Here is a 22,197-nt window from a genome sequence, read left to right as displayed (position 1 = left end):
ACGCCGCTATCGCGTGCGTCCGAACACCAGTTCGATCACGAACTGGCTGCCGAAGAACGCCAGCAGCAGCAACGCCATCGCGGTCAGGGTCCAGTGCACCGCCTTCGCGCCGCGCCAGCCGTAACGGCGGCGCCCGATCAGCAGCGTGCCGAACACGATCCAGGACAGGATGCTGAGCACGGTCTTGTGCACCAGCTTCTGCGCCAGCAGGTCATCGACGAACAGCACGCCGGTGACCAGGGTCAGCGTAAGCAGCGCAAAGCCGACCGCGATCACCCGGAACAGCAGCGCTTCCAGGTCCGCCAGCGGGGGCAGGGCGCGCAGCCACGGGCGGAAATCACGGCGGCGCAGGGCGCGTTCCTGCAGCCACAACATGATCGCCAGCAACGCGGCCACGCTCAGGGTGGCGTAGGCGAGCAGCGCCATCCACGCGTGCGTGGCCAATTGCCAGCCCAGCGGCTTGCTCGGCTCGTGGCCGTAGGCGTGATAGATCCACAGCACTACGGCGGCCATCGGGAACACCAGCACGCCAAGCGCCGCCATGCGCCCGCGCGCGGCGACCAGCGAGGTCAGCCACGCCATGCCCAGCCCGACCAGCGACAGGGCGGCGAAGAAGTGCATGTCCGGGCCGCCGCTGGTACGCATCGCCACCAGCACGTGATAGCCGCCGTGCAGCAGCATCGCCGGCAGCGCCGGCCACAGCCAGGCCGGGGAGGTCACCGCATCATCGCGGACGACCGCGCGCACCAGCAGGCCGGTGGCGGTCAGGTACAGCAGGGTCGCGATGAGAACGATTGTCATCGTGTCAGTTTCGCATACCCCCGGGGTGCTGGCGATGCCCGCAGCGCCGCCGCCGGGGCCGGTCCGGGAGCCGGGGCGGAACCGTTATACTGGCGGTCTCATTGTCTTTTGTTCTGAACAGGTCGCTTCCATGTTCGAGTCCCTGACCCAGCGCCTCTCCGGCACCATCGAGCGGCTGCGTGGCCGCGGTCGCCTGACCGAGGAAAACATCCGCGAGGCCACCCGCGAAGTCCGCATCGCGCTGCTTGAAGCCGACGTGGCGCTGCCGGTGGTGCAGGCGCTGGTCGAACGCATCAAGGTGCGTGCGGTGGGCCAGGAAGTGCTCAAGTCGCTGACGCCCGGCCAGGCGCTGATCAAGGTCGTGCGCGACGAGCTGACCGCGGTCATGGGCTCGGCCGCCTCGGACCTGAACCTCAACGTGCCGGCCCCCGCGATCATTCTGATGGCCGGCCTGCAGGGTGCGGGCAAGACCACCACGGTGGGCAAGCTGGCCAAGCACCTCAAGGAAAAGCGCAAGAAGAAGGTGATGGTGGTCTCGGCCGACGTCTATCGTCCGGCCGCGATCGAGCAGCTCAAGACCCTGGCCGACCAGGTCGGCGTGCTGTTCTTCCCGTCCACCGCCGACCAGAAGCCGGAAGCCATCGTCCGCGCCGCGATCGATGACGCGCGCAAGTCGTTCGTGGATGTGCTGATCGTCGATACCGCCGGTCGCCTGGCCATCGACGAAGCGATGATGGCCGAGATCAAGGCGCTGCACGCCGCGGTCAACCCGGCCGAAACGCTGTTCGTGGTCGATGCCATGACCGGCCAGGATGCCGCCAATACCGCCAAGGCCTTCGGCGATGCGCTGCCGCTGACCGGCGTGGTGCTGACCAAGACCGACGGTGACGCCCGCGGCGGTGCCGCGCTGAGCGTGCGCTACATCACCGGCAAGCCGATCAAGTTCGTTGGTGTGAGCGAGAAGCCGGACGGCCTGGATGTGTTCCATCCGGACCGTATCGCCAGCCGCATCCTGGACATGGGCGACGTGCTGTCGCTGGTGGAGCAGGTCGAGCAGCAGGTCGACAAGGACAAGGCCCAGAAGCTGGCCGAGAAGGTCGCCAAGGGCAAGAAGTTCGATCTGAACGACATGCGCGACCAGCTGGAGCAGATGCAGAACATGGGCGGCATCGGCGGCCTGATGGACAAGCTGCCGGGCCTGGGCCAGATCCCGGAGCACCTCAAGCAGCAGGTCAGCCAGGGCAAGGAAGTGCCGCGCATGATCGCGATCATCAACTCGATGACCAAGAAAGAGCGCCGCAACCCGGGCCTGCTCAACGGCTCGCGCCGTGCCCGTATCGCGCGCGGTTCCGGCCTGACCCCGGCCGACGTCAACAAGCTCATGAAGCAGTTCCAGCAGATGGAAAAGATGATGAGCAAGATGGCCGGCGGCGGCATGAAGGGCATGATGCGCAGCATGAAGGGGATGATGGGCGCCATGGGCGGCCGCGGCGGCATGCCGTTCCGCTGAGTCCTGCGCACGTGCATTCCGGGCAGGGGCGGTGCGGCGTATGCTGGCACCGTCTCCTTCCACAGGTGCGCCGCGCGTGAATGGTTCCCCGCTTCTCGAACGCGCCGACAACTTCTGTCGGCGTTTTGCATTGCAGGCCCCGATCCTGCTCGCACCGATGGCTGGGGCCTGCCCCGTGCCGCTCTCGGCCGCGCTGGCCAACGCGGGCAGCATGGGCGCGATGGGCGCGGTGCTGTCCCAGCCGCAGGACATCGTGGCGTGGATGACCGATTTTCGCGCGCAGTCCGCCGGGCCGGCGCAGGTCAACGTCTGGATACCCGACCCGCTGCCGTCGCGCGATGCCGATGCTGAAGCGGCGACACGCCGCTTCCTGGCGCAGTGGGGCCCGGAGGTGCCGGCCAGCGCTGCCGATGCCGGGCCGGCCGATGTCGACGCGCAGTTCGATGCCTTGATCGAGGCGCGCCCGGCGGTGGCCTCCACCATCATGGGCGTGTTTTCTCCGGCACAGGTGCAGCGGCTGAAAGACGTGGGCATTGCCTGGATCGCCTGTGCGACCACCTTGGCCGAAGCGCGGGCCGCGCAGGCGGCCGGTGCCGATGCGGTGGTCGCACAGGGGTTCGAGGCGGGCGGCCATCGTGGTGCGTTCGATCCGGACGCAGCCGAGCGGCAGCTGGTCGGATTGTTCGCGCTGCTGCCGCGGCTGGCCGATCATCTGGATATCCCGATCATCGCGGCCGGTGGCATCGCCGATGGGCGCGGCATCGCAGCAGCCCTGACGCTGGGGGCGAGTGCGGTGCAGGTGGGCACCGCGTTCCTGCGCACCCCGGAGTGCCATCTGAATCCGGCATGGTCACAGGCCTTGGCCAGTGCCGAACCGGAAGACACCTGGCCGACGCGCGCCTTCAGTGGTCGCCTCGGCCGTGGCCTGGCCACCGCGTATGTGCGCGCCGCGGCGTCTGCTGATGCACCACCGCCGCGGCCGTATCCGGTGCAGCGTGGGCTGACCGCGCCGATGCGCGCGCAGGCGGGCCGCGACAACGCGCTGGATGCGATGCAGGCCTGGGCGGGGCAGTCCGCGTGGATGGCCCCGGCGCGCCCGGCGGCCGAGGTGCTGCAGCAGATGTGGGCCGATGCGAAGGCGTTGCTCGGATGAGGCTGTACTGCAATGGCCGCGTTGCCAGCGCCGATGATCTGGCCGGCGCACTGACCAACTACGGTCATTTCACCTCGCTGCAGGTGCGCAATGGCGCGGTGCAGGGGCTGGATCTGCATCTGCAGCGTCTGCAGGAGGGCACGGTGGCGTTGTTCGGCACCGCGCTGGAGCCGCTGCAGGTGCGCGCCTGGATGCACGCCGCGCTACAGGCCGAAGGTGCGCTCGATGCCTCGCTGCGGGTGACCGTATTTTCGCGGCAATTCGATTTCCGGCGGCCGCTGCAGCCGGTCGCCGGCGATGTGCTGGTCGCCGTCGCGCCACCGGTCGATCTGCCGGCGATAGCGCGGCGGCTGCGGACGGTGCGTTACCAGCGCGAACTGCCGCAGGTGAAGCATGTCGGTACGTTCGCGTTGTTCCAGCAGCGCCGCGAGGCCTTGCTGGCAGGGGTGGATGACGCGCTGTTCGTCGGCGACGACGGCCTGGTCAGCGAAGGCACCACCTGGAACATCGCCTTCGCCTCGGGTGACACGTTGATCTGGCCGCACGCGCCCGCGCTGCGCGGTACCCACGAGCGCCTGCTGCAGGCCGGGTGGGGCAGTGATCAGCAGGTGCGGCCGGTCGCGCTGGCGGACCTGGCCGGGTTCGATGCGGCCATCGCCTGCAACGCAGCCGGCATCTGGCCGATCGCGGTGATCGATGGGGGCGTACTGGCCAACTCGGCGGCGCTGTGCGCCAAGGCCCGGGAGGTGCTGGCGGCCGCGCCCTGGCAGCCGTTGGTGGCCTGAACCGCCTGATCTGCAGGCCCTGTTCAGCTTTCCCGGTCTTCACAGGCTTGGAATGACCGGAGGCCGCCGCTATAATCGCCGGCTTACCGCGCCATCCTGGCGACTGGGCAATTGAGGAAACAACACCATGGTCAAGATTCGACTGACCCGCGGCGGCGCCAAGAAGCGTCCGTTCTACCACATCATCGTGACCGATTCGCGCAGCGCCCGTGATGGCCGCAACATCGAGCGCGTCGGTTACTACAACCCGGTTGCCCAGGGTGCCGAGTCCCGCATCGTGCTGGACCTGCCGCTGGTCGACAAGTGGGTCGCCAACGGCGCCCAGATGACCGACAAGGTTCGCAACCTGTACAAGGAAGCGACCAAGGCCCAGGCCTCCGCGGCCTGATCCTGAAGGGCCGCGCCTGCCGCGGCCCATCGGTCTATACAGATGAAAGATACCGAGCGCCGCATCCTGCTGGGCAGGATTGTCGGCGCTTTTGGTGTGCGAGGCGAGATCAAGCTCGAGTCCTGGACCGAGCCGCGTACCGCCATTTTCCACTATCAGCCCTGGATCCTGCGGACCCCCGCCGGCCAGGAGAGCACGCTCACCGGTGCACGCGGACGTCAGTCCGGCAAGCATCTGGTCGCCGTGTTTCCCGATATCACCGACCGCGATGTGGTCGAGGCGATGTACGGGACCGAAGTCTATGTCGCGCGCAGCGCGCTGCCGCCCCCGAAGCCCGATGAGTATTACTGGGTCGATCTGGAGGGCTTGCAGGTGCGTACCGTTGAAGGTGTCGAACTTGGGCGGGCGTCACACCTGTTCTCGACCGGCTCCAACGACGTGCTCGTGGTGCAGGGGGATCGTGAGCGGATGATTCCGTTCGTGCAGCCCGAATTCGTCGTCTCGGTGGATTTCGAGGCCAACCTGATCGTGGTCGACTGGGATCCGGAGTTCTAGGCCGGATGCGTATCGACGTCGTCACGTTGTTCCCCGAGTTCATGGCGCAGTCGGCCGCGCTGGGCGTGGTCGGCCGTGCTGCCGAGCGCGGTCTGCTGGACCTGCACGGCTGGAATCCGCGTGACTATGCCGAAGGCAATTACCGACGGGTGGACGACCGTCCATTCGGGGGTGGGCCGGGCATGGTCATGCTGATCGAGCCGCTGCGGGCCTGTCTGGCGGCCGCGAAAGCTGCCGATCCGGCGCCCGCGCCGGTGATCTACCTCAGCCCGCAGGGCAGGCCGCTGACCCAGGCCAAGGTCCGGGAGCTGGCGGCACTGCCGCGCATGATCCTGCTCTGCGGCCGCTATGAGGGCATTGACGAGCGCTTCCTCGATGCCGAGGTCACCGAGGAAATTTCCCTCGGCGATTACGTCCTGTCCGGCGGTGAGCTGGGCGCGGCGGTGATCGTCGATGCGGTGACCCGCCTGCAGGACGGGGCCCTCGGCGATGCCGAATCGGCCGCGCAGGACAGTTTCGAAGGCCCGCAGGGGCTGCTGGACTGCCCGCATTACAGCCATCCGGCCCAGCATGAATGGGGCACTGTCCCGGATGTGCTGCGCTCGGGCAACCATGCCGCCATCGCCCGCTGGCGCCGGCAGCAGTCGTTGCTGCGCACGGCGCTGCGGCGGCCGGATCTGCTCGACGAAGGCCAGTTGTCCAAGGCCGACCGCGTCCTGCTGGAGCAGGCACGGCAGGCCGTTGCCAAGGATCCAACCCCCTAGCGCGGGGGCGGGATCTTGTTTACAATTCGGGATTGCCATCGGCCTTTTGGGGCTCGTTGGCAGGAACCCCTACAAAAAACGTGCAGCACAGTCCGGTGACTGCATGAGCCCACGTTGTCGAACGACACGATCACCCGAACATTATCGGTGCACCCATGAGCAAGCTGAACAAATCCATCCTCTCGGACTTCGAATCCGCCCAGATCACCCGCGAGCTGCCGAAGTTCAGCCAGGGTGACACCGTCGTCGTCAACGTGAAGGTGAAGGAAGGCAACCGTGAGCGCGTGCAGGCTTACGAAGGCGTCGTCATCGGCACCAAGAACGCCGGCCTGAACTCCGCGTTCACCGTGCGCAAGATCTCGCACGGCTACGGCGTCGAGCGCGTCTTCCAGACCCACAGCGCCATCATCGACTCGGTCGAAGTGAAGCGTCGTGGTAAGGTCCGCGCCGGCAAGCTGTACTACCTGCGTGGCCTGGAAGGCAAGGCTGCCCGCATCAAGGAAGATCTGGCTGCTGCTGCACAGGCCAAGGCCGCGCGCCTGGCTGCCAAGGCTGCCCAGTAATTCCCGGCCGACAACGTTGGTTGTCGCCTCAAACGGCCACCTTCGGGTGGCCGTTTGCGTTTGTGGCCTGCATCGCGGGCTGACGCTGTTTTTTTTGCTGGCTTTCCCTTCCTGCTGAGGAGACCGAGATGGACCGTTATCCCGCCGATGTTCGTCACGCGTTGCAGGCCATGGCCGACGCCAACGTGCCCGCCGGCATGCGCGCACCGCCGATGCATCGGCTGTTGTGGCGCATGGGGCTGCGCGTGCCGCCACCGCTGCTCGCCAGCTTCAGTGCCAACCTGTTCGTGATGGGTGGGCTGTTTGGCGTGTTGTGGGGCGTGTTGTGGCGCGCCTTGATGTGGCTGGTCCTGGACCTTGGCTCGCTCACGCTCGGCATCACCGTTGGCAGTGCTGTCATGGCCGGGCTGTTGTTCGGCGTGATGATGGCGCTGCTGATGCGCTACCAGCGCCGGCGCTTCGGACTGCCGGCCTGGAAGACCCTGCTGCAGGGGCGCGTGGCTTAATCCGGGCGGGCAGTGCCGGCCCGGGCCGGTTGCAGCGGGGTGGTCGGGTTCGGATCCGCCACCGGGGAGGGCGGCGAGGCGGGCACCTCGGCCGGGGCGGCCAGTTCCTCGCGATGACTGGGCAACATCCGCGCCTTGCGCCAGCCGCCCCAGCGGTAATACGCCAGCGACATCAGCATCGCGCAGAACGAGCTGACCGGGAAACTCCACCACACCGCGTCGGCCCCCCAGCGGTCCTGCAGCAGCTCGGCGAACGGCACGCGGATGCCCCACAGCGAGGCCGCCAGGATCAGCAGCGGGGGAATCACCGCGCCGGTCGAGCGCACCACGCCGGAGATCACGAAGTTCACGCCGAAGAACAGGAACGACCACACCGCGATGTGGTTGAGGTGGCGCGCTACCTCCAGCGCCTGGCTGCCCTCCGGCAGGAACAGGGCGAGCGTGTAGCGGTCGAGCAGGATCAGCGGCAGGATCAGCACGCCGGTCAGCAGGAAGTTGTAGAGCACGCCGCTGCGGGCGGTGCCGCGCACGCGATCCCAGCGCTGCGCGCCGACGTTCTGCGCGGCCATGGTCGAGCACGCCGCACCGATCGCCATCGCCGGCATCTGTACGTACGTCCACAGCTGCAGCGAGGCGCCATACGCGGCGGCGGTGTCGGTACCGTAGCTGTTGACCATGGTCATCATCAGGATCATCGACAGCGAGATCAGCACCATCTGCAGACCCATCGGTACGCCCTTGACCACCAAGGCGCGCAGGATCTCGCCATCGATCTTGAACAGCGCCATGTCCTTGCGGCCCAGCCACAGCACATGGCGCTTGTTGCGCATGTACCAGAGCAGGCCGAGCAGCGAGAGGGTCTGCGCGATCAACGTGGCCCAGGCCGCGCCCGCGATGCCCAGCTGCGGGAACGGGCCGATGCCGAAGATCAGCAGCGGGTTGAAGCCGATATCCAGCACCACCGAGAGCAGCAGGAAGCGGAACGGCGTGCGTGAGTCACCGACGCCGCGCAGTGCCGAACTGAGGAACGCGAAGGCATACAGCGTGGGCATCGCCAGGAAGATGATGCGCAGGTAGGCCTCGGCCAGCGGCAGCGATTCGGCCGGTGTGCCCATCGCCGCCAGCAGCGGATGCGACAGCCACCAGCCGGCGATCGCGATCACCACCGACAGGCCGATGAAGAAGGTCGCACTGGTGCCCATCACGCGCCGGGCCTGGGGCAGGTCACGCGCGCCCATCGACTGGCCGATCAGGATCGAGGCAGCCATGCCGATCCCGAACACCGAGCCGATCAGGAAGAACATGATGTTGTTGGCGTTCGCGGTGGCGGTCAGCGCCGCCTCGCCGAGGAAGCGGCCGACCCAGATCGCGTTCACCGAGCCGTTCATCGACTGGGCGATGTTGCCGGCCAGGATCGGCAGGGCGAACAGGAACAGATTGCGCCCGATCGGGCCCGTGGTCAGGTCAAGCGGCGCTTTGGCCATGTGCGCTGGAGATCAAGCTCAGAGAGCGGCACACTAGCACCAAGCCCATCAAGGGGATATCGCGATGCGCACTTCATCGTCTCACCGCACGTCAGCCACTCCCCCGGTAGTGCCGGCCGCTGGCCGGCTGCAGATGCTCCCGGCTGACCGGTTCATCCCCGCCGCGCTGGCCCTCTTGATTGGCGCCGCGCTGACCGCATGTTCGAGTACGGACGACCGCCTGCGCGATGCGCAGGTGCGGCCGATGGACCGACCGGAATGCCAGGTCGGCAGCCAGCGCCGCGAACTGGATGCCGGGGTACCGGCACTGATCGGTGGCACCGGGTGCCGCGGTAATCCGGACGCGACGCACCCCCTGAACCGACAACCGGCCAACGCCGTGGAGCTGGGTAGAAAGCATGACTGATGCAACACCGGTGGCCGCCGTGCGGCTGGATGTGTGGCTGTGGGCCGCACGGTTCTATCGAACCCGCAGCCTGGCCAAACAGGCGGTGGAAACCGGCAAGGTGGAGGTCGCCGGGCAGCGCCCGAAATCCTCGCGCGCGGTGCGCGTGGGCGAAGCGCTGCAGATCAGCCGTGGCGATGAAGTGTTCGATATCGAGGTGCGTGGCCTGAGCGAGATGCGCGGCCCGGCGCCGGTGGCGCAGCAGTTGTATGCCGAGAGCGAGGCCTCGCTTGCACGCCGGGCGGAACTGCGCCTGCAGCGAGCGGCAGCGAAGAACGGTTACCAGCCGCCGGAGCACAAGCCGGACAAGCGTGCGCGTCGGTTGATCCGCGCGCTGGGGGATCTGGACGCGCTGTGATCTGCGTGCTGCACGCATGAAAAACCGGGCCATGCGGCCCGGTCTTTGTCTGTGCCTACGGTGTTGAATCAACGCAGGTCGTAACGGTCCAGCTCCATCACCCGCGCCCAGGCGGCCACGAAGTCGCGGACGAACTTCTTCTCGCCGTCCGCGCTGGCGTAGACCTCGGCCAGGGCGCGCAGCACCGAGTTCGAGCCGAACACCAGATCCACGCGGCTGCCGCTCCAGCGCTGCGCGCCGGTACTGCGGTCGCGGCCGCTGTAGCCATCGCCACTGGCGACCCACTGCGTGCGCATGTCGAGCAGGTTGACGAAGAAGTCGTTGCTCAACGTGCCGACGCGATCGGTGAACACGCCCTCCTTGCTGCCACCGAGGTTGGTGCCGATCACCCGCAGGCCGCCGACCAGCGCGGTCATCTCCGGTGCGGTCAGTGTGAGCAGCTGCGCACGGTCGATCAGCAGCGCCTCGGTGGGCACGCTGTAGCGACCTTTGACGTAATTGCGGAAGCCATCGGCATACGGCTCCAGCACGGCGAAGGACGCCACATCGGTCTGCTCCTGGCTGGCATCGGTGCGGCCCGGGTTGAACGGCACGCTGACCTCATGGCCACCGGCCTTGGCCGCCTGCTCGACGCCGACATTGCCGGCCAGCACGATCAGATCGGCCAACGAGACCTGCCCGCCGCCATTACCCTGGAAGCCGGCCTGGATCTTTTCCAGCGCGGCAAGCACCTTGCCCAGCTGCTGCGGCTGGTTGACCGCCCAGTCCTTCTGCGGGGCCAGGCGCACACGCGCCCCGTTGGCGCCGCCACGCTTGTCCGAGCCGCGGAAGGTCGAGGCCGAGGCCCACGCGGTGGAAACCAGCTCGCCCGCGCTCAGGCCGGCCGCGCCGATCTGCTGCTTCAGCGCGGCGATGTCCTGCGCGCTGAGCGTGGTCTGCGGGGCCGCCGGCACCGGGTCCTGCCAGACGAATTCTTCGGCCGGGATCTCCGGGCCGAGGTAGCGTGCACGCGGGCCCATGTCGCGATGGGTCAGCTTGAACCACGCACGGGCAAAGGCATCGGCGAAGGCCTGCGGATCGGCCAGGAAGCGGCGCGAGATCTTTTCGTAGGCCGGGTCCACACGCAGCGACAGATCGGTGGTGAGCATGGTCGGGCGGTGCTTCTTCGAGGGATCGTGCGCGTCGGGAATGATCGCCTCGCTGTCCTTGGCCACCCACTGGTGCGCACCGGCCGGGCTCTTGGTCAGCTCCCACTCGTGGCCGAACAGGATCTCGAAGAAGTCATGGCTCCACTGCGCCGGGGTGCGCGTCCAGGTCACTTCCAGGCCACTGGTGATGGTATCGCCGCCCTTGCCGGTGCCGAATCGGTTGGCCCAGCCCAGGCCCTGGCTTTCCAGGCCCGCCGCTTCCGGTTCCACATCGACGTTGTCGGCCGGGCCGGCGCCGTGGGTCTTGCCGAAGCTGTGGCCACCGGCGATCAGCGCGACGGTTTCCTCATCGTCCATGGCCATCCGGCCGAACGTATCGCGGATGTCGAAGGCCGCCTTGAGCGGATCGGGATTGCCATCCGGGCCTTCCGGATTGACGTAGATCAGGCCCATCTGCACCGCGGCCAGCGGGTTCTCCAGATCGCGCGAGTGGATGTCGCCGTCGGCGTCATCATCGGAGACCAGCACGCCGTGGTCTTCCTGCACGCCTTCGGAGCCATGCGCATAGCGCACGTCGCCGCCGAGCCAGGTGGTCTCGCGGCCCCAGTACACATCCTGGTCGGGTTCCCAGGTATCCGGGCGGCCGCCGGCGAAGCCGAGTGTCTTGAAGCCCATCGATTCGAGCGCGACGTTGCCGGTGAGCACCAGCAGGTCAGCCCAGGAGATCGCCTGGCCGTACTTCTGCTTGATCGGCCACAGCAGGCGGCGTGCCTTGTCCAGGCTGACGTTGTCCGGCCAGCTGTTGAGCGGGGCGAAGCGCTGCTGGCCGCGGCCGGCGCCGCCACGGCCATCGCCGATACGGTAGGTGCCGGCGCTGTGCCAGGCCATGCGCACGAACAGGCCGCCGTAGTGCCCGAAGTCGGCCGGCCACCAGTCCTGGGAATCGGTCATCAAGGCCTTCAGGTCGGCCTTGAGTGCTGCGTAATCCAGGCCCTTGAAGGCCTCGGCGTAATCGAATGCCTCATCCAGCGGATGCGAGCGGGTCGAGTGCTGGTTGAGCAGGTCCACCCGAAGCTGCTTGGGCCACCAGTCGCGATTGGTGGTGGCATCGCCGACGAGGGCGTGGTTGAACGGGCACTTGGCTTCGCTTTTCATGGGTATCTACCTGTGTACTGGCGAACGTGGCCGCCATCGGCGTGGGGGAGGCGATGGCGACGTCGGGAAGGTTGCCTGCACATCGGGCCGTGAGGCACCGGGATGAAGGCGTGCCCACACGTTAATCACTGCTGTTCATTCGGTACATTCGAATGAATCAACTAATGCGATAGGCGCAGGCTATTTCGAGCAATGGCCTTCAGCGCTTGCCGAACAGCCCGCCACCGAGCTTGAGCAGGTCGCCGACGCCCAGCTGCCCATCCCCGTCCTGGTCCAGCACGGAGGTCAGCAGGCTACCGCTGTTGGCGCTCTGCGCTTCCTGGCCGAGGGCCTGGCTGAGCTGGTTGGGATTGGCGTTGCCGCCGCTGGCGAAGCGCTGGGCGAGATAGGACATGACAATCGGGGCGAGGATGGCCAGCAGCTGGCTGGTCTTGCTGCTGTCCAGCCCGGTGGCTTGGCTCAGGCCCTGGGTGGCGCGGTCGGTGTTGCCGCCGAAGACATGGCCGAGGATGCCGGCGCCATTGCTCGCATTGCCGCCCCCGCCGCCCAGCACGCTGCCCAGCAGCCCGCCCAGATCGAAGCCGCCCCCGGCACTGGCCGGTGCATGGTCACGCTGCAAGGCGCCCAGCAGTGCCTGTGCGCCTTGAGGTTCCTGCGCATTGCGGCCCATCGCGCCGAGCAGCAGCGGCAGGGCAGCGCCCACTGCGGTGCTGGCCTGGTTGGGGTCGATGCCCAGCTGCTGGGACACCTGCTGCAGGCCTTGGCCCTGCTGCAGTTGCTGGAAGAGGGACGCGGCAAGTGATTCGGTATTCACGGCGGACTCCAGGGCAGGGATGGGAACCGCCCGAGCATAGCGCCGTGTTCACTACGGGAATGCGAAGAATTCACGCGGGCCCGCGCGGACACCCGACCAACGGTCGGGTGCTACCGGCTCCGTGGGGAGCCGGCCAGCGGCCGGCACGACCGGCATGGTTAGAGCAGCGTCTTCAACCGGTACAGCGCTTCCAGTGCCTGCTTCGGGGTGAGCTCGTCCGGATCGATCGCGGCCAGCGCATCCTGCGCGGCGGTATTGGGCGCGTTGAACAGGCCGAACTGCTGCGGTGCATCCAGCGCCTGCGCGGCCACCACGGCGGATTGTGTCTCGTGGCTGCGCTGCTCCAGCTCGGCCAGGCGACGCCGCGCCTGGGCGACGGTCGACTTCGGCAGGCCGGCCAATGCGGCCACCTGCAGGCCGAAGCTGCGGTTGGCCGGGCCATCCTTCACGGCGTGCATGAACACCAGCGCGTCGCCGTGTTCCACCGCATCCAGGTGCACGTTGGCGATGCCGCTGGCGCCGCCTTCGTGCTGTTCGTCGGCCAGCGCGGTCAGTTCGAAGTAATGCGTGGCGAACAGCGTGTAGCAGCGATTCTGGTAGGCCAGATGCCGTGCGACCGCATCGGCAAGTGCCAAGCCGTCATAGGTGGACGTACCGCGGCCGATCTCGTCCATCAGCACCAGCGACTGTGCGCTGGCGTGATGCAGGATGTAGCTGGTCTCGGCCATTTCAACCATGAAGGTCGACTGCCCACGGGCCAGATCGTCGCCGGCGCCGATGCGGGTCAGGATGCGGTCGATCGGGCCGATCACCGCGCGGGTGGCGGGCACGAAGCTGCCGATGTGGGCCAGCAGCACGATCAGTGCGTTCTGGCGCATGTAGGTGGATTTACCGCCCATGTTCGGGCCGGTGATGACCAGCATGCGGCGGTCCGGATGCAGGTCCAGATCGTTCGGCTCGAACGGCTGCTCGCGTACCGCTTCCACCACCGGATGACGCCCGCGCTCGATCTTCAGGCACGGCCCGGTTTCCAGTTCCGGGCGCGCCCAGTCCAGCGCCTGCGCGCGTTCGGCGAAACCGGCCAGCACGTCCAGTTCGCTCAGCGCGGCGGCGCACTGCTTGAGCGGCTCCAGCCCGCTGGCGAGGATGTCCAGCAGTTGTTCGTACAGGAACTTCTCGCGGGTCAGCGAGCGTTCCCGCGCGGACAGCACCTTGTCTTCGAACGACTTCAGTTCTTCGGTGATGTAGCGCTCGGCATTGGTCAGCGTCTGGCGGCGCGTGTAATGCACCGGCGCCTTCTCGGACTGGCCCTTGCTGATCTCGATGTAGTAGCCGTGCACACGGTTGTAACCGACCTTCAGCGTGGCGATGCCGCTGCTGATGCGCTCGCGCTGTTCCAGATCGATCAGGAACTGGTCCGCATGCGTGGAGAGGCGACGCAGCTCGTCGAGCTCGGCGTCGTAGCCTTCGGCGATCACACCGCCATCGCTGAGTTTCAGCGGCGGGGTCGGGGCGATCGCGCTGGCCAGCAGATGCGCGCATTCGTCATGCGAGCCCAGTGCATCGTGCAGCGCGATCAGCCGTGGCGAATCCAGCGGTGCGAGCACCGCGCGCACCTCGGGCAGCAGGCCCAGGCCATCGCGCAGCGTGGAGAAATCGCGCGGGCGCGCCGAACGCAGCGCCACGCGGGTGAGGATGCGTTCCAGATCACCCAGTGCACGGAAGGCATCGCGTACGTCGCCCTCGGCGCCGCGATCGATCAGCGTGGCGACCGCATCGTGGCGGTGCACCAGCACCTCGCGCAGGCGCAGCGGGCGGTGCAGCCAGCGCCGCAACAGGCGACCGCCCATCGGCGTCACCGTGGTATCGAGCACGCCGAGCAGGGTGTTGCGGGTATCGCCATCGACGCGCGTATCCAGCTCCAGATGGCGGCGCGTGGCCGCGTTCATGGCGATGGCCTCGCTCGCGGTTTCGGTGGCGATCGCGGTGAGGTGCGGCAGGCGTTGCTTCTGGGTTTCTTCGACATAGCCGAGCAGGGCGCCGGCCGCCGCGGTGGCGCGCGGCTTGTCGTCGATGCCGAAGCCGGTCAGGTCATGCAGCTTGAAGAAATTCAGCAGCTGGCGGCGGCCGCTGTCGGCATCGAACAGCCAGGGCGCGCGACGGCGGATGCCATTGCGGTACTGCAGGAAGGCCGGCCAGTTTTCTTCATCGGGCACCAGCAGTTCGGCCGGCTCCAGGCGGGCCAGCTCGGCTTCCAGCGCATCGTCCGAATCGACCTCGTTGACCAGGAAACGGCCGCCGGCCAGATCGGCCCACGCCAGGCCATAGCCGTTCTTCCCCCGCGAGAGGGCCATCAGAAGCGTGTCGCGGCGCTCGTCCAGCAGCGCCTCATCGGTGACGGTGCCGGGGGTGACGATGCGCACCACCTTGCGTTCCACCAGGCCCTTGGCCAGCGCCGGGTCGCCGATCTGCTCGCAGATCGCCACCGACTCGCCCAGCGCCACCAGCCGCGCCAGGTAGCCCTCGTAGGCGTGCACCGGCACACCGGCCATCGGAATCGGCGCGCCGCCGGAGCTGCCGCGCTGGGTCAGGGTGATGTCCAGCAGCCGCGCCGCCTTGCGGGCGTCGTCGTAGAACAGCTCGTAGAAGTCGCCCATCCGGAAGAAGAGCAGCAGGTCCGGGTAGTCGGACTTGGCGGCGAAGAACTGCTTCATGGCGGGAGTATGACCTTTTAAGTCATTGTTTTCCATGGAAAATGTATATCTATCAGTAGGTTAAAAGGATGGGTCAAGTGACATTTTGAGACACCATGGGACGGTTTGAGGCGCTCTAAGCCGCCAAAAGTGTCCATCTGGTGTCCATGGAAGTTGCCAACCCCGAAACCGTGTGTCCACGGACGTTTTGCATAGTACAGTCGGCGTGTGCAGCGCGAGCCATGGACACAACCAATGTGTTCACGACAAGGGTGACAGAGATGATCAAACAGGGATACCGCCTCAACGAGCGGCAGTTGAGGGCATTAACAACCAACGAACGACCGGCTCTGGATATGCAGGGCAAGACGGTCATTGAACCAAATCCTGACCCCAAACCCTACCGCTTCCAGGATGGAACACCGGGGGCTCCCACCGGCTTTGGCATCTACGTAGGCAAGAGCGGCAATTCGTTTGAGATCCGCAAGCGAATGGGGGAACGAGTGATTCGCTTGGCGTTGGGTTCTGTTGATGACATGACGATTGCCCAGGCGCATGAGAAGGCCCGAGTGCAATTGGCGTACATCATGGAAACAGGGGGCGAGAGCCCCAAGCGCCGGGATGAGCAAATCCGACGCGAAACAAAAGCGAAGCACATCACTGTGCGCGAATGTATGGATCGTTACATCCAGCGCATGGAAGCCCAAGTTGAAGCGGGGAAGCGCAAAGCCAATAGCGCAAAAGCAATTCACAACAGTCTGGCACGGCTTGCGCGCGATGAGGTTGGATTGGCTGACGTGCAGATCCGTGATTTGGACCAAGAGCAAATCGCGAGGGGTTGGAACGCATTGCGGACATCGGCGATGCTTAAATCAAATCGGATCCCTGCCGAGATTAAGCCATTGCTTGCCAAAAAAGAAAAATGGTGGGCGCTGGCTGTGGACGAATACACAGCAATGGGTTTGAGTGGGAAATACATTCAGCGGGCAAAGTCCGCTGGCATTGAAGCCGTTGAGCATACATTTGCCGACCTCAATCGCTCTATCGAATTGGTTTTGCGGCAAGAGCGTTTGGACGCCCAGCGTGAGGGGCGCAAGGTGGTGATTGAACACAACCCCGTCGAAGCGCTGTTTGATTTGGAGTTGTGGCGTGGGGCAAAAGAAAAGCGTGAGCACTACCGCAAAGCGCAAGTGCGCAATCCATTGGGGAAGGAGGACGGCTCGCTGCCCGCTGTTCTCAAAACATTGGTGTTCCGTCGCAATTTGCAAAACAAGCATAACGCTGTTGCGGTTGACTATTTGCTTCTGACATTGCTGTGGGGTGCTCGCCGGAATGAAGCAGCGCAGTTGCAGTGGTACGATAAAGCTGGCAAAGATGACATCGCGAACGAAAAGGTTTCGTGGGTTTGGCTTGCAAACACACCTGAAAAAATCAACCCCACTACGAAACGTCCTGGCTCCCAAGTGTTTTTCCACGACACTAAAAATGGCGAAGTTCGTTTTTTGCCCGTTGCATACTTTGCTGAGCGCGTGTTGATCCAGCGCAAACAAGATGCATTGGAAATCGAGCAGCAATTGCCGACAGATCTTGTGCGCGCAGAGCAGGGTGTTCGTGAAGTTAAAAAGGAAACAAACGACTACATGCGTATTGCCAAAGCTCAGCGCGAAGTGCACCGCGTTGAGCAAAAGGCGGAACGGATGAAGTGGGTGTTTCCCGCGCGTTCCACGCGCTCCAAAGACGGGTACTACAGTGACAGCAAGTCCATCATTAAAAATGTCCGTGTGGATGCGGGAATGCTCGATTTGCGCCAAGAGATCGATGTCGGGCTGACTCCCCATGATCTTCGCCGAACATTGGGGCGCTTTGCGGAAGCGCTTTTGACCGGCCGTATTGTTTCAGACATGCTCAATCACAAAGTTCACAACGGTACGGCAAACGTTACTGATCTGTACAATGAGCAGGAATGGGGTGTGCTGCGTGATGCCTTTGCAAAAGTGGAGGAGGTAATGATCTCCACCAGTCCGCGCGTGTGGAACATTTTGAAAGGTACAGACAGGCCTTTTTTGGATGAAGTTAACGACGCGCCCCCTGCTGTGCATTCGGGTCAGCGTGGCCGCAAAATCAAGGACGATAGCGAGGAAGAATGATGGATAGCCTGTTGTTGGTTCAAGCAGCGTTTGAAAAAAAGAAGTGCAGAGAGCACACGGTTGAAGAATTGCGCGTGCTTTACAGCGACGTGCGGGATTTCAAGCGGTTGGTTGAGGATGCGAAAAGGATGGATAAGCGAACCGCCGACACCACTTACACAGCCTTTGCACATTCAAGATTTCAAGAGTTGAGGCGGAACTTTAGCTTTCTTGATGAGCGGCTTAAGTTGCTCGACAATGACGACATACGAAGGTCGCGCAGTTGGATCTTGGAGAACTTTTCCAATGCGCTGACCGTGAAGCGCAAGAACAGTCTCACAGGTAAGATGGGTGCGGTGATTTCGAGCCTGTCGTGCATACTTGACGAAATTCAAAGCATTGGCATTGACTTGCAAGTTCAGGAGATTTGAATTGAACGACATCACAATTCAGCGCGATGGACCGCAGTATCAGTCATTACGCAACGCTGCACTTGAAGAAGAGATTGAACGTGCACGGGCTGGATCAATTCAATCGGTAGGCCGGGAAGCAGCGGCGTTCTATCTCAAGATCCACACCCGCACGCTCTCGCGTTACAACGCACAAGGCGTTGGTCCGAAGTCCACCAGTCTGAGCAGCGGAGGAGGGATGGGGCAATCGGCCAAGGTGTTCTATCGCCTTGAGGATTTGGATGAGTGGCGCGAGGGTCTTTCGTCCTCATCATTCAAAGAACGCAAGTTGAAGATGGAAGCCGGAGCAAAGCACAAAGAAGTGGAAACACTGCGACTTGAGATCGAAGTCAAAGAGCTCAACGCAGAAGTCGCTCGACTTAAAAGGCTGTTATCCAAGAAATCAATGGGCTTTGCTGGGATCAACGACGCAACCGCAGATATCTCATGGGTGCTGGACGAGCAGGGACGCGTCCTGGGCACGGTATACGACCTTACCGACACGCAGGTGCAGTCCGCGCTCAGGAAGGCGCAGGTTGAGCGCTTGACGGCGCTGGAAGCCTTGGAGCTGCAGTGGGCTGATATCAATGCGTTCGTGCAGTGGGCAGAAGCCGTCCATGTTGCTCTGACCTCTGGAACGCAGGATTTGGACGAGTTGCGCGTGTCCAGGGTCCAGCGGCACGAACTGATGAGTCACGTTGGATGCGGCGATGGCGAAGGTTGACGAACAACAGCGCCAAGCGCTGGCCCAAGCACCTGGGGATCTTCACCTGACCGCTGCACAAGCCGCTGTGTTGATGCAGGTCAGCACCAAGACGTTGCAGCGCCTGCGCAATCAAGGTATGCCGCCGCCGCCCATCGGGGAGCGCCCTGCACGCACTGACGAGCGTTGGTCCACTACGCCAGTGCGCTATAGAAAGAGCGACGTGGACGCATGGCTACAGCATCCCGTAATGCCCAGCGTGCAATTGCATGCGTTCCAAATGGCAAACGGGATCATCGTGAACCACACAAATGTTCTGGACGACAGCACAGTTGTGGGCTGTATTTTTGATTTGCTCACAGAGTGTGTGTGGGGTACCACAGAAATGATGATCGAAGCACAACAGGCGTTGTTGGATGAGCAACAGCAGCAGCGTGATGTGGTGCAGGAGCGTATTGCTGCGCAGGAGAGGAGCGTCATCACGAACGCATTGAGATAAGGCGGCGTTAAGCCCCAGTCCCTAGTTGTCCCTTGCAGTCCATTGCAGCCCCCAATTTGGGGGCTTTTTTTTTGTGGCCGATCAACTGCTGCATGCGCATCATATTCACTCCTCAACTGCAAAGGATATACGAATGGCCGTTTACAGCTTTTTCTGTGGAAGCAAAATTGATGCGCACAATAAATCGTCGGCTGAATGGATGGCGTTGTTCGCAGCAAGTGATGCGGCGTTTGTGGCCGCAATTAAGGCGTTCTCAACGCACGACCATCCAACTCCGCAAATTCGCAGCAGGCGCATTAGGTTCTTGATGCGGTATACGCGGTGCACGGTGTCGCCAGACGACAATTGGGTGCGCTACTACATTCGTCACTCGGACCGATCATCTATTGTCCAGGGGTTTGGAGACTACTGGGAGCATAACCGGAATAATTTTTTTCAAAAATAGTGGCTCGAAAATGGGGTTAGTTGAAAAACGCAATACAAATTATTCATTAAGTAGGGTGATTCAAATGTGACCCTACTCAATGAAATCATTGTGGCAGTAAGGCTGTAGGTAATGAGTTGGTGAGTGGGGTGATTGTTGAGATATATATAAGGAAAAAAGCAGAAATAAGCCATAATGACGTATTCAAATGAAAGTTTAATTGAGTTGACCCTACTCACCCTACTCAAATTGTTTAAAAGATATATGTGGCAATGGTTTTGGATGAGTAGGGTGATTTCTAAAGACCCTACTCAACCCCTACTCATTGCCCTACTCACGCAATATTTTGTCTTGCAGAATATAGGGTAAAAATCGGCTGATCCTTACTGCTGCAATGGATTTGGGCTGTTGTTTGTGGATTGAAAAAAAACGGCCGCAAAAGTGACGGCATTTGACATGATATTTTGATTTGAAAACAATCCGAATCCTTTGTGGTCTAAGCCTTTTGAATTTTGTCTTGCAAAATACTATTGACAAAAGGAAGTTATGTATTAAAACAAATTCATGTTTGAATTATTTCGGAGGATGTATATGGGCGATGTTCTGCAATTCACCGTGGCGAAAAAGCGTAAGCCATACCGGCGTCGCGCTCGCCCACAAAAGGTCAGTCGCACAATGCGGTTTGATCAGGAGAAGTTGGCTTTATTAGAAGAAGTTGCACGGCGCAGCGGAATGACGGTTTCACAATACATCCGTGAGCTTACCGACTTGGCCGTGCGTGACACTTGGCTGTTTGAGTCCACCAAAAAAGCATAAATAAACCGCTTGGCTGCTACCAAGCGGTTCATAAGAGGTATAACTATAGGAGAAACAAATGTCTACGAACACACTATCAAATAGTGCAGTTGTGTCAACCCCGTCCCCCACGGTTGTAAAGCAAACCAAGCCTAAGGCTGGTCAGCCGAAAATCAAGAAGATCAATAGCGCCAATATCATCCCATCAAATACACCCGCGTGGAATTGGTTGAATTATTTGAACAGTGGGAAGTGTGGCGATTGGGCGAAGGCCAATGGGCTGGCGTACAAATGGAACGGCGTGTTTTGGGATACGGTATCGCTGTCCGAAGGCACCGCGTTGGCATCCCGGTTCCTGTTCAATCATATGCCGGACAAGGCCACCAACGCCGCGTCCATGGACTGCTTCAAATTCGCCGTCAATTCGCTTGAACCACTTCCTGAGCGGGACGGATCCACCTTTGTCATCGCTGCAAAGAACGGTTACCTGCACGTGGGCAAAGATGGTGCGATTTCAGTTCTCCCCGCCGACAAAAAGCTCGGGCTCACGTTCGGCGTAAACGCCACTGTCAGTACGTCTTACAACAAGCGCCACACACCTCAAGCGGTTCCCGCCAACTCGCTGTTTGGGCGCTTCCTTGCCAGCGCATTGCCTGATTTGGATATTCGCGCCCTGGTGCAAGAGCAGTGCGCCTTGACGCTGATCCCCGGTCCTCATCAGCTGGTCTGGTGGTGGGTGGGCACCGGAGGCAACGGCAAGGGCGTGATGTCGTCCATTGTTCGCGGCTTTCACCACCGCACGGCGCAAATCTGGCTGGATAAGTGTGGCGAGCCGCAAGCGTTGGCAAGCTGCATCAATTCAAGTCTGATTTTCACTCCCGAAGTGAAAAGGGGCGCACGCGGTATCGATCAAGAGGCATTTAAAGCGCTCAGCGGCGGCGATTTGCTGACAGCCAAATTCTTGTATCGAGACATGATTGAATTCGTTAATACATCCTGCCACATCGTCAGTTCCAACGACGAACCCATGATTACCGACGCAACCGACGGCATGTATCGCCGCTTGTGTGTGGTGAAGTGGAACCAACGCCACGGCACGTACGTCAAGATCCCCAACCTTGCCGAACGCATTCTGAAAGAAGAAGCGCACATTGTTCTCGATTGGCTTTTGGAAGGGGTCAGTCGCATTGTCAAACGCGGTGGCTTTTTGCCAGAAAACGAATGGCCCGAAGCTACACAGATGTTCAAGAAATCCATTCGTAATAAAAACGATTGCGTGGGCGCGTGGCGTGAAGAGGTGGGAATTGTTCCCGACGCCCAAACCCTGACACCCAAGAAGGATGTGTACAAGTCGTACGTCCAGTTCTGCGAAGGGGATGGGCGCTACGTGCTCAATGAATCCCAATTTTGGACGCGCTTTTGGGCCATGCCGGGGTTTGAACGCCCACAGTCTGCGCGGGGCGACACACAGCGTATTGCGGGGGTCCAGGTCAACTGCGTACGCGCACGCATTCCTGCGGAAATTTCTTGGGAACTTCCAACTGGGGAAATCATTGTCCAACGGCCTATCAAGAGCGCGCCGCCAACTGTTGAACCAAAGGCGGCTGACAACGAACCGATGCTGATTACGCTGCCCGATAAGGACTTTTCCGATGAACAGTGGAGCTTTTGATATGTGCACTAATAAAGACATTGAAGAAGCTTTTTGCGCGGCATTCAGTCATCTTTTTGATGACGGTGATGAACTTCTGGAACGGGCTAAGTGGGTTGCACGTGGTTTCTTTTATCTTGACGATCAAAAGGTAGGTGGCAGCGCTACCTGGGATGCTCTTATTTTGCAGCGCTATGAATTCAAAGTGGGGCATGGGAAAACCACTCCCGAATTGGATGTGCGATTGCTTGAGCTTGTTTACAGTAAGGCCAATCATGGACATGCAATCAATCTTCTGAACACGTTGAATAAACATTGTGCGCCCAGTGGCGTGGGGTAACTCAATTGCAAAGCAGAACAAGAACCAGCCGCCGAAATGCGGCTTTTTGTTTTTTGAAAAAAAAGTAAATTTCATTTTTCTTTGAGCT

Annotated in this window: 22 protein-coding genes; 17 read left to right on the top strand and 5 right to left on the bottom strand. The window is 62.3% G+C overall.

What is annotated here, in order from left to right:
* Positions 1-6 precede the first annotated feature (6 nt).
* Positions 7-801, bottom strand: a complete 795-nt coding sequence (gene ccsA / locus QMX81_RS01795; RefSeq protein ID WP_121043472.1) for a cytochrome c biogenesis protein CcsA — start codon at positions 799-801, stop codon at positions 7-9.
* 130 nt (positions 802-931) lie between these two features.
* On the opposite strand from ccsA, the gene ffh reads away from it, so the two are divergent.
* The 8 genes from ffh (at position 932) to QMX81_RS01755 (ending at position 7,025) form a co-directional block, all read left to right on the top strand.
* On the top strand, positions 932-2,311 hold the full coding sequence (gene ffh / locus QMX81_RS01790; protein ID WP_019184491.1) for a signal recognition particle protein: 1,380 nt from the start codon (positions 932-934) through the stop codon (positions 2,309-2,311).
* 76 nt (positions 2,312-2,387) lie between these two features.
* Positions 2,388-3,464, top strand: a complete 1,077-nt coding sequence (locus QMX81_RS01785; protein ID WP_282257838.1) for a nitronate monooxygenase — start codon at positions 2,388-2,390, stop codon at positions 3,462-3,464.
* Positions 3,461-4,249, top strand: coding sequence for an aminotransferase class IV family protein (locus QMX81_RS01780; RefSeq protein ID WP_282257836.1), 789 nt, complete (start codon positions 3,461-3,463; stop codon positions 4,247-4,249). The genes QMX81_RS01785 and QMX81_RS01780 overlap by 4 nt, the downstream gene beginning before the upstream one ends.
* Positions 4,250-4,376: 127 nt before the next feature.
* Positions 4,377-4,637, top strand: coding sequence for a 30S ribosomal protein S16 (rpsP, locus tag QMX81_RS01775; protein ID WP_017356068.1), 261 nt, complete (start codon positions 4,377-4,379; stop codon positions 4,635-4,637).
* 42 nt (positions 4,638-4,679) lie between these two features.
* Positions 4,680-5,192, top strand: coding sequence for a ribosome maturation factor RimM (gene rimM, locus QMX81_RS01770; protein ID WP_121043481.1), 513 nt, complete (start codon positions 4,680-4,682; stop codon positions 5,190-5,192).
* A gap of 5 nt (positions 5,193-5,197) precedes the next feature.
* Positions 5,198-5,956, top strand: a complete 759-nt coding sequence (gene trmD, locus QMX81_RS01765) for a tRNA (guanosine(37)-N1)-methyltransferase TrmD (protein WP_282257822.1) — start codon at positions 5,198-5,200, stop codon at positions 5,954-5,956.
* Between the two features lie 155 nt (positions 5,957-6,111).
* A complete protein-coding gene (gene rplS, locus QMX81_RS01760; RefSeq protein ID WP_019184486.1) occupies positions 6,112-6,519 on the top strand; it encodes a 50S ribosomal protein L19 in 408 nt (135 codons plus the stop codon).
* A gap of 128 nt (positions 6,520-6,647) precedes the next feature.
* Positions 6,648-7,025, top strand: coding sequence for a DUF6404 family protein (locus QMX81_RS01755; RefSeq protein WP_282257814.1), 378 nt, complete (start codon positions 6,648-6,650; stop codon positions 7,023-7,025).
* Here QMX81_RS01755 and QMX81_RS01750 read toward each other — a convergent pair.
* Positions 7,022-8,509: an MATE family efflux transporter gene (locus tag QMX81_RS01750; RefSeq protein ID WP_282257811.1), complete on the bottom strand. Its 1,488-nt coding sequence runs from the start codon at positions 8,507-8,509 to the stop codon at positions 7,022-7,024. The genes QMX81_RS01755 and QMX81_RS01750 overlap by 4 nt on opposite strands.
* A gap of 133 nt (positions 8,510-8,642) precedes the next feature.
* On the opposite strand from QMX81_RS01750, the gene QMX81_RS01745 reads away from it, so the two are divergent.
* Together QMX81_RS01745 and QMX81_RS01740 are read left to right on the top strand one after the other, a co-directional pair.
* Positions 8,643-8,915, top strand: a complete 273-nt coding sequence (locus QMX81_RS01745) for a hypothetical protein (protein WP_282257810.1) — start codon at positions 8,643-8,645, stop codon at positions 8,913-8,915.
* Positions 8,908-9,312 carry a S4 domain-containing protein gene (locus QMX81_RS01740; protein ID WP_282257809.1) on the top strand — a complete coding sequence of 135 codons (405 nt, stop codon included), beginning with the start codon at positions 8,908-8,910 and terminating at the stop codon, positions 9,310-9,312. The genes QMX81_RS01745 and QMX81_RS01740 overlap by 8 nt, the downstream gene beginning before the upstream one ends.
* A gap of 68 nt (positions 9,313-9,380) precedes the next feature.
* On the opposite strand, the gene katG is transcribed toward QMX81_RS01740, so the two are convergent.
* The 3 genes from katG to mutS form a co-directional block, all read right to left on the bottom strand.
* On the bottom strand, positions 9,381-11,615 hold the full coding sequence (gene katG / locus QMX81_RS01735) for a catalase/peroxidase HPI (RefSeq protein ID WP_282257808.1): 2,235 nt from the start codon (positions 11,613-11,615) through the stop codon (positions 9,381-9,383).
* A gap of 199 nt (positions 11,616-11,814) precedes the next feature.
* Entirely contained in the window at positions 11,815-12,429 is a 615-nt protein-coding gene (locus QMX81_RS01730; RefSeq protein WP_282257807.1) for a DUF937 domain-containing protein, read from the bottom strand.
* Positions 12,430-12,587: 158 nt separating this feature from the next.
* Positions 12,588-15,143 (bottom strand): DNA mismatch repair protein MutS, encoded by a 2,556-nt coding sequence (gene mutS, locus QMX81_RS01725; RefSeq protein ID WP_121043600.1) that lies wholly within the window; start codon positions 15,141-15,143, stop codon positions 12,588-12,590.
* 221 nt (positions 15,144-15,364) lie between these two features.
* On the opposite strand from mutS, the gene QMX81_RS01720 reads away from it, so the two are divergent.
* The 7 genes from QMX81_RS01720 to QMX81_RS01690 all read left to right on the top strand — a co-directional run bounded on the left by QMX81_RS01720 (position 15,365) and on the right by QMX81_RS01690 (position 22,109).
* A complete protein-coding gene (locus QMX81_RS01720) occupies positions 15,365-17,269 on the top strand; it encodes an integrase family protein (RefSeq protein ID WP_282257803.1) in 1,905 nt (634 codons plus the stop codon).
* Positions 17,269-17,679, top strand: coding sequence for a hypothetical protein (locus tag QMX81_RS01715; RefSeq protein ID WP_282257802.1), 411 nt, complete (start codon positions 17,269-17,271; stop codon positions 17,677-17,679). Before QMX81_RS01720 ends, QMX81_RS01715 begins: the two co-directional genes overlap by 1 nt.
* A 1-nt stretch (position 17,680) precedes the next feature.
* The gene (locus QMX81_RS01710; RefSeq protein ID WP_282257801.1) at positions 17,681-18,421 is read left to right on the top strand and encodes a hypothetical protein; all 741 of its coding nucleotides are present in this window, start codon (positions 17,681-17,683) and stop codon (positions 18,419-18,421) included.
* A complete protein-coding gene (locus QMX81_RS01705; RefSeq protein ID WP_282257800.1) occupies positions 18,408-18,899 on the top strand; it encodes a helix-turn-helix domain-containing protein in 492 nt (163 codons plus the stop codon). Before QMX81_RS01710 ends, QMX81_RS01705 begins: the two co-directional genes overlap by 14 nt.
* A 1,015-nt stretch (positions 18,900-19,914) precedes the next feature.
* Positions 19,915-20,139, top strand: a complete 225-nt coding sequence (locus QMX81_RS01700; RefSeq protein ID WP_282257797.1) for a hypothetical protein — start codon at positions 19,915-19,917, stop codon at positions 20,137-20,139.
* Positions 20,140-20,197: 58 nt separating this feature from the next.
* Positions 20,198-21,790: a DUF5906 domain-containing protein gene (locus QMX81_RS01695; RefSeq protein WP_282257795.1), complete on the top strand. Its 1,593-nt coding sequence runs from the start codon at positions 20,198-20,200 to the stop codon at positions 21,788-21,790.
* Positions 21,771-22,109 carry a hypothetical protein gene (locus QMX81_RS01690; protein WP_282257793.1) on the top strand — a complete coding sequence of 113 codons (339 nt, stop codon included), beginning with the start codon at positions 21,771-21,773 and terminating at the stop codon, positions 22,107-22,109. The genes QMX81_RS01695 and QMX81_RS01690 overlap by 20 nt, the downstream gene beginning before the upstream one ends.
* The last annotated feature ends 88 nt before the right edge of the window (positions 22,110-22,197 follow it).

The organism is Stenotrophomonas sp. PS02301, from assembly GCF_029959485.1.
GTDB lineage: Bacteria > Pseudomonadota > Gammaproteobacteria > Xanthomonadales > Xanthomonadaceae > Stenotrophomonas > Stenotrophomonas maltophilia_Z.
This window is presented reverse-complemented; position numbering and strand designations above follow the sequence as displayed.

Bases quoted from the DNA above. Each gene is read 5' to 3' on its own strand.
- QMX81_RS01750 (WP_282257811.1), bottom strand. From the start codon at position 8,509: ATGGCCAAAGCGCCGCTTGACCTGACCACGGGCCCGATCGGGCGCAAT.
- QMX81_RS01705 (WP_282257800.1), top strand. From the start codon at position 18,408: ATGGCGAAGGTTGACGAACAACAGCGCCAAGCGCTGGCCCAAGCACCT.
- QMX81_RS01755 (WP_282257814.1), top strand. From the start codon at position 6,648: ATGGACCGTTATCCCGCCGATGTTCGTCACGCGTTGCAGGCCATGGCC.
- trmD (WP_282257822.1), top strand. From the start codon at position 5,198: ATGCGTATCGACGTCGTCACGTTGTTCCCCGAGTTCATGGCGCAGTCG.
- QMX81_RS01780 (WP_282257836.1), top strand. From the start codon at position 3,461: ATGAGGCTGTACTGCAATGGCCGCGTTGCCAGCGCCGATGATCTGGCC.
- mutS (WP_121043600.1), bottom strand. From the start codon at position 15,143: ATGAAGCAGTTCTTCGCCGCCAAGTCCGACTACCCGGACCTGCTGCTC.
- ccsA (WP_121043472.1), bottom strand. From the start codon at position 801: ATGACAATCGTTCTCATCGCGACCCTGCTGTACCTGACCGCCACCGGC.
- QMX81_RS01715 (WP_282257802.1), top strand. From the start codon at position 17,269: ATGGATAGCCTGTTGTTGGTTCAAGCAGCGTTTGAAAAAAAGAAGTGC.
- ffh (WP_019184491.1), top strand. From the start codon at position 932: ATGTTCGAGTCCCTGACCCAGCGCCTCTCCGGCACCATCGAGCGGCTG.
- rpsP (WP_017356068.1), top strand. From the start codon at position 4,377: ATGGTCAAGATTCGACTGACCCGCGGCGGCGCCAAGAAGCGTCCGTTC.
- QMX81_RS01690 (WP_282257793.1), top strand. From the start codon at position 21,771: ATGAACAGTGGAGCTTTTGATATGTGCACTAATAAAGACATTGAAGAA.
- QMX81_RS01700 (WP_282257797.1), top strand. From the start codon at position 19,915: ATGGGCGATGTTCTGCAATTCACCGTGGCGAAAAAGCGTAAGCCATAC.
- rplS (WP_019184486.1), top strand. From the start codon at position 6,112: ATGAGCAAGCTGAACAAATCCATCCTCTCGGACTTCGAATCCGCCCAG.
- QMX81_RS01740 (WP_282257809.1), top strand. From the start codon at position 8,908: ATGACTGATGCAACACCGGTGGCCGCCGTGCGGCTGGATGTGTGGCTG.
- QMX81_RS01745 (WP_282257810.1), top strand. From the start codon at position 8,643: ATGCTCCCGGCTGACCGGTTCATCCCCGCCGCGCTGGCCCTCTTGATT.
- rimM (WP_121043481.1), top strand. From the start codon at position 4,680: ATGAAAGATACCGAGCGCCGCATCCTGCTGGGCAGGATTGTCGGCGCT.
- QMX81_RS01695 (WP_282257795.1), top strand. From the start codon at position 20,198: ATGTCTACGAACACACTATCAAATAGTGCAGTTGTGTCAACCCCGTCC.
- katG (WP_282257808.1), bottom strand. From the start codon at position 11,615: ATGAAAAGCGAAGCCAAGTGCCCGTTCAACCACGCCCTCGTCGGCGAT.
- QMX81_RS01720 (WP_282257803.1), top strand. From the start codon at position 15,365: ATGGACACAACCAATGTGTTCACGACAAGGGTGACAGAGATGATCAAA.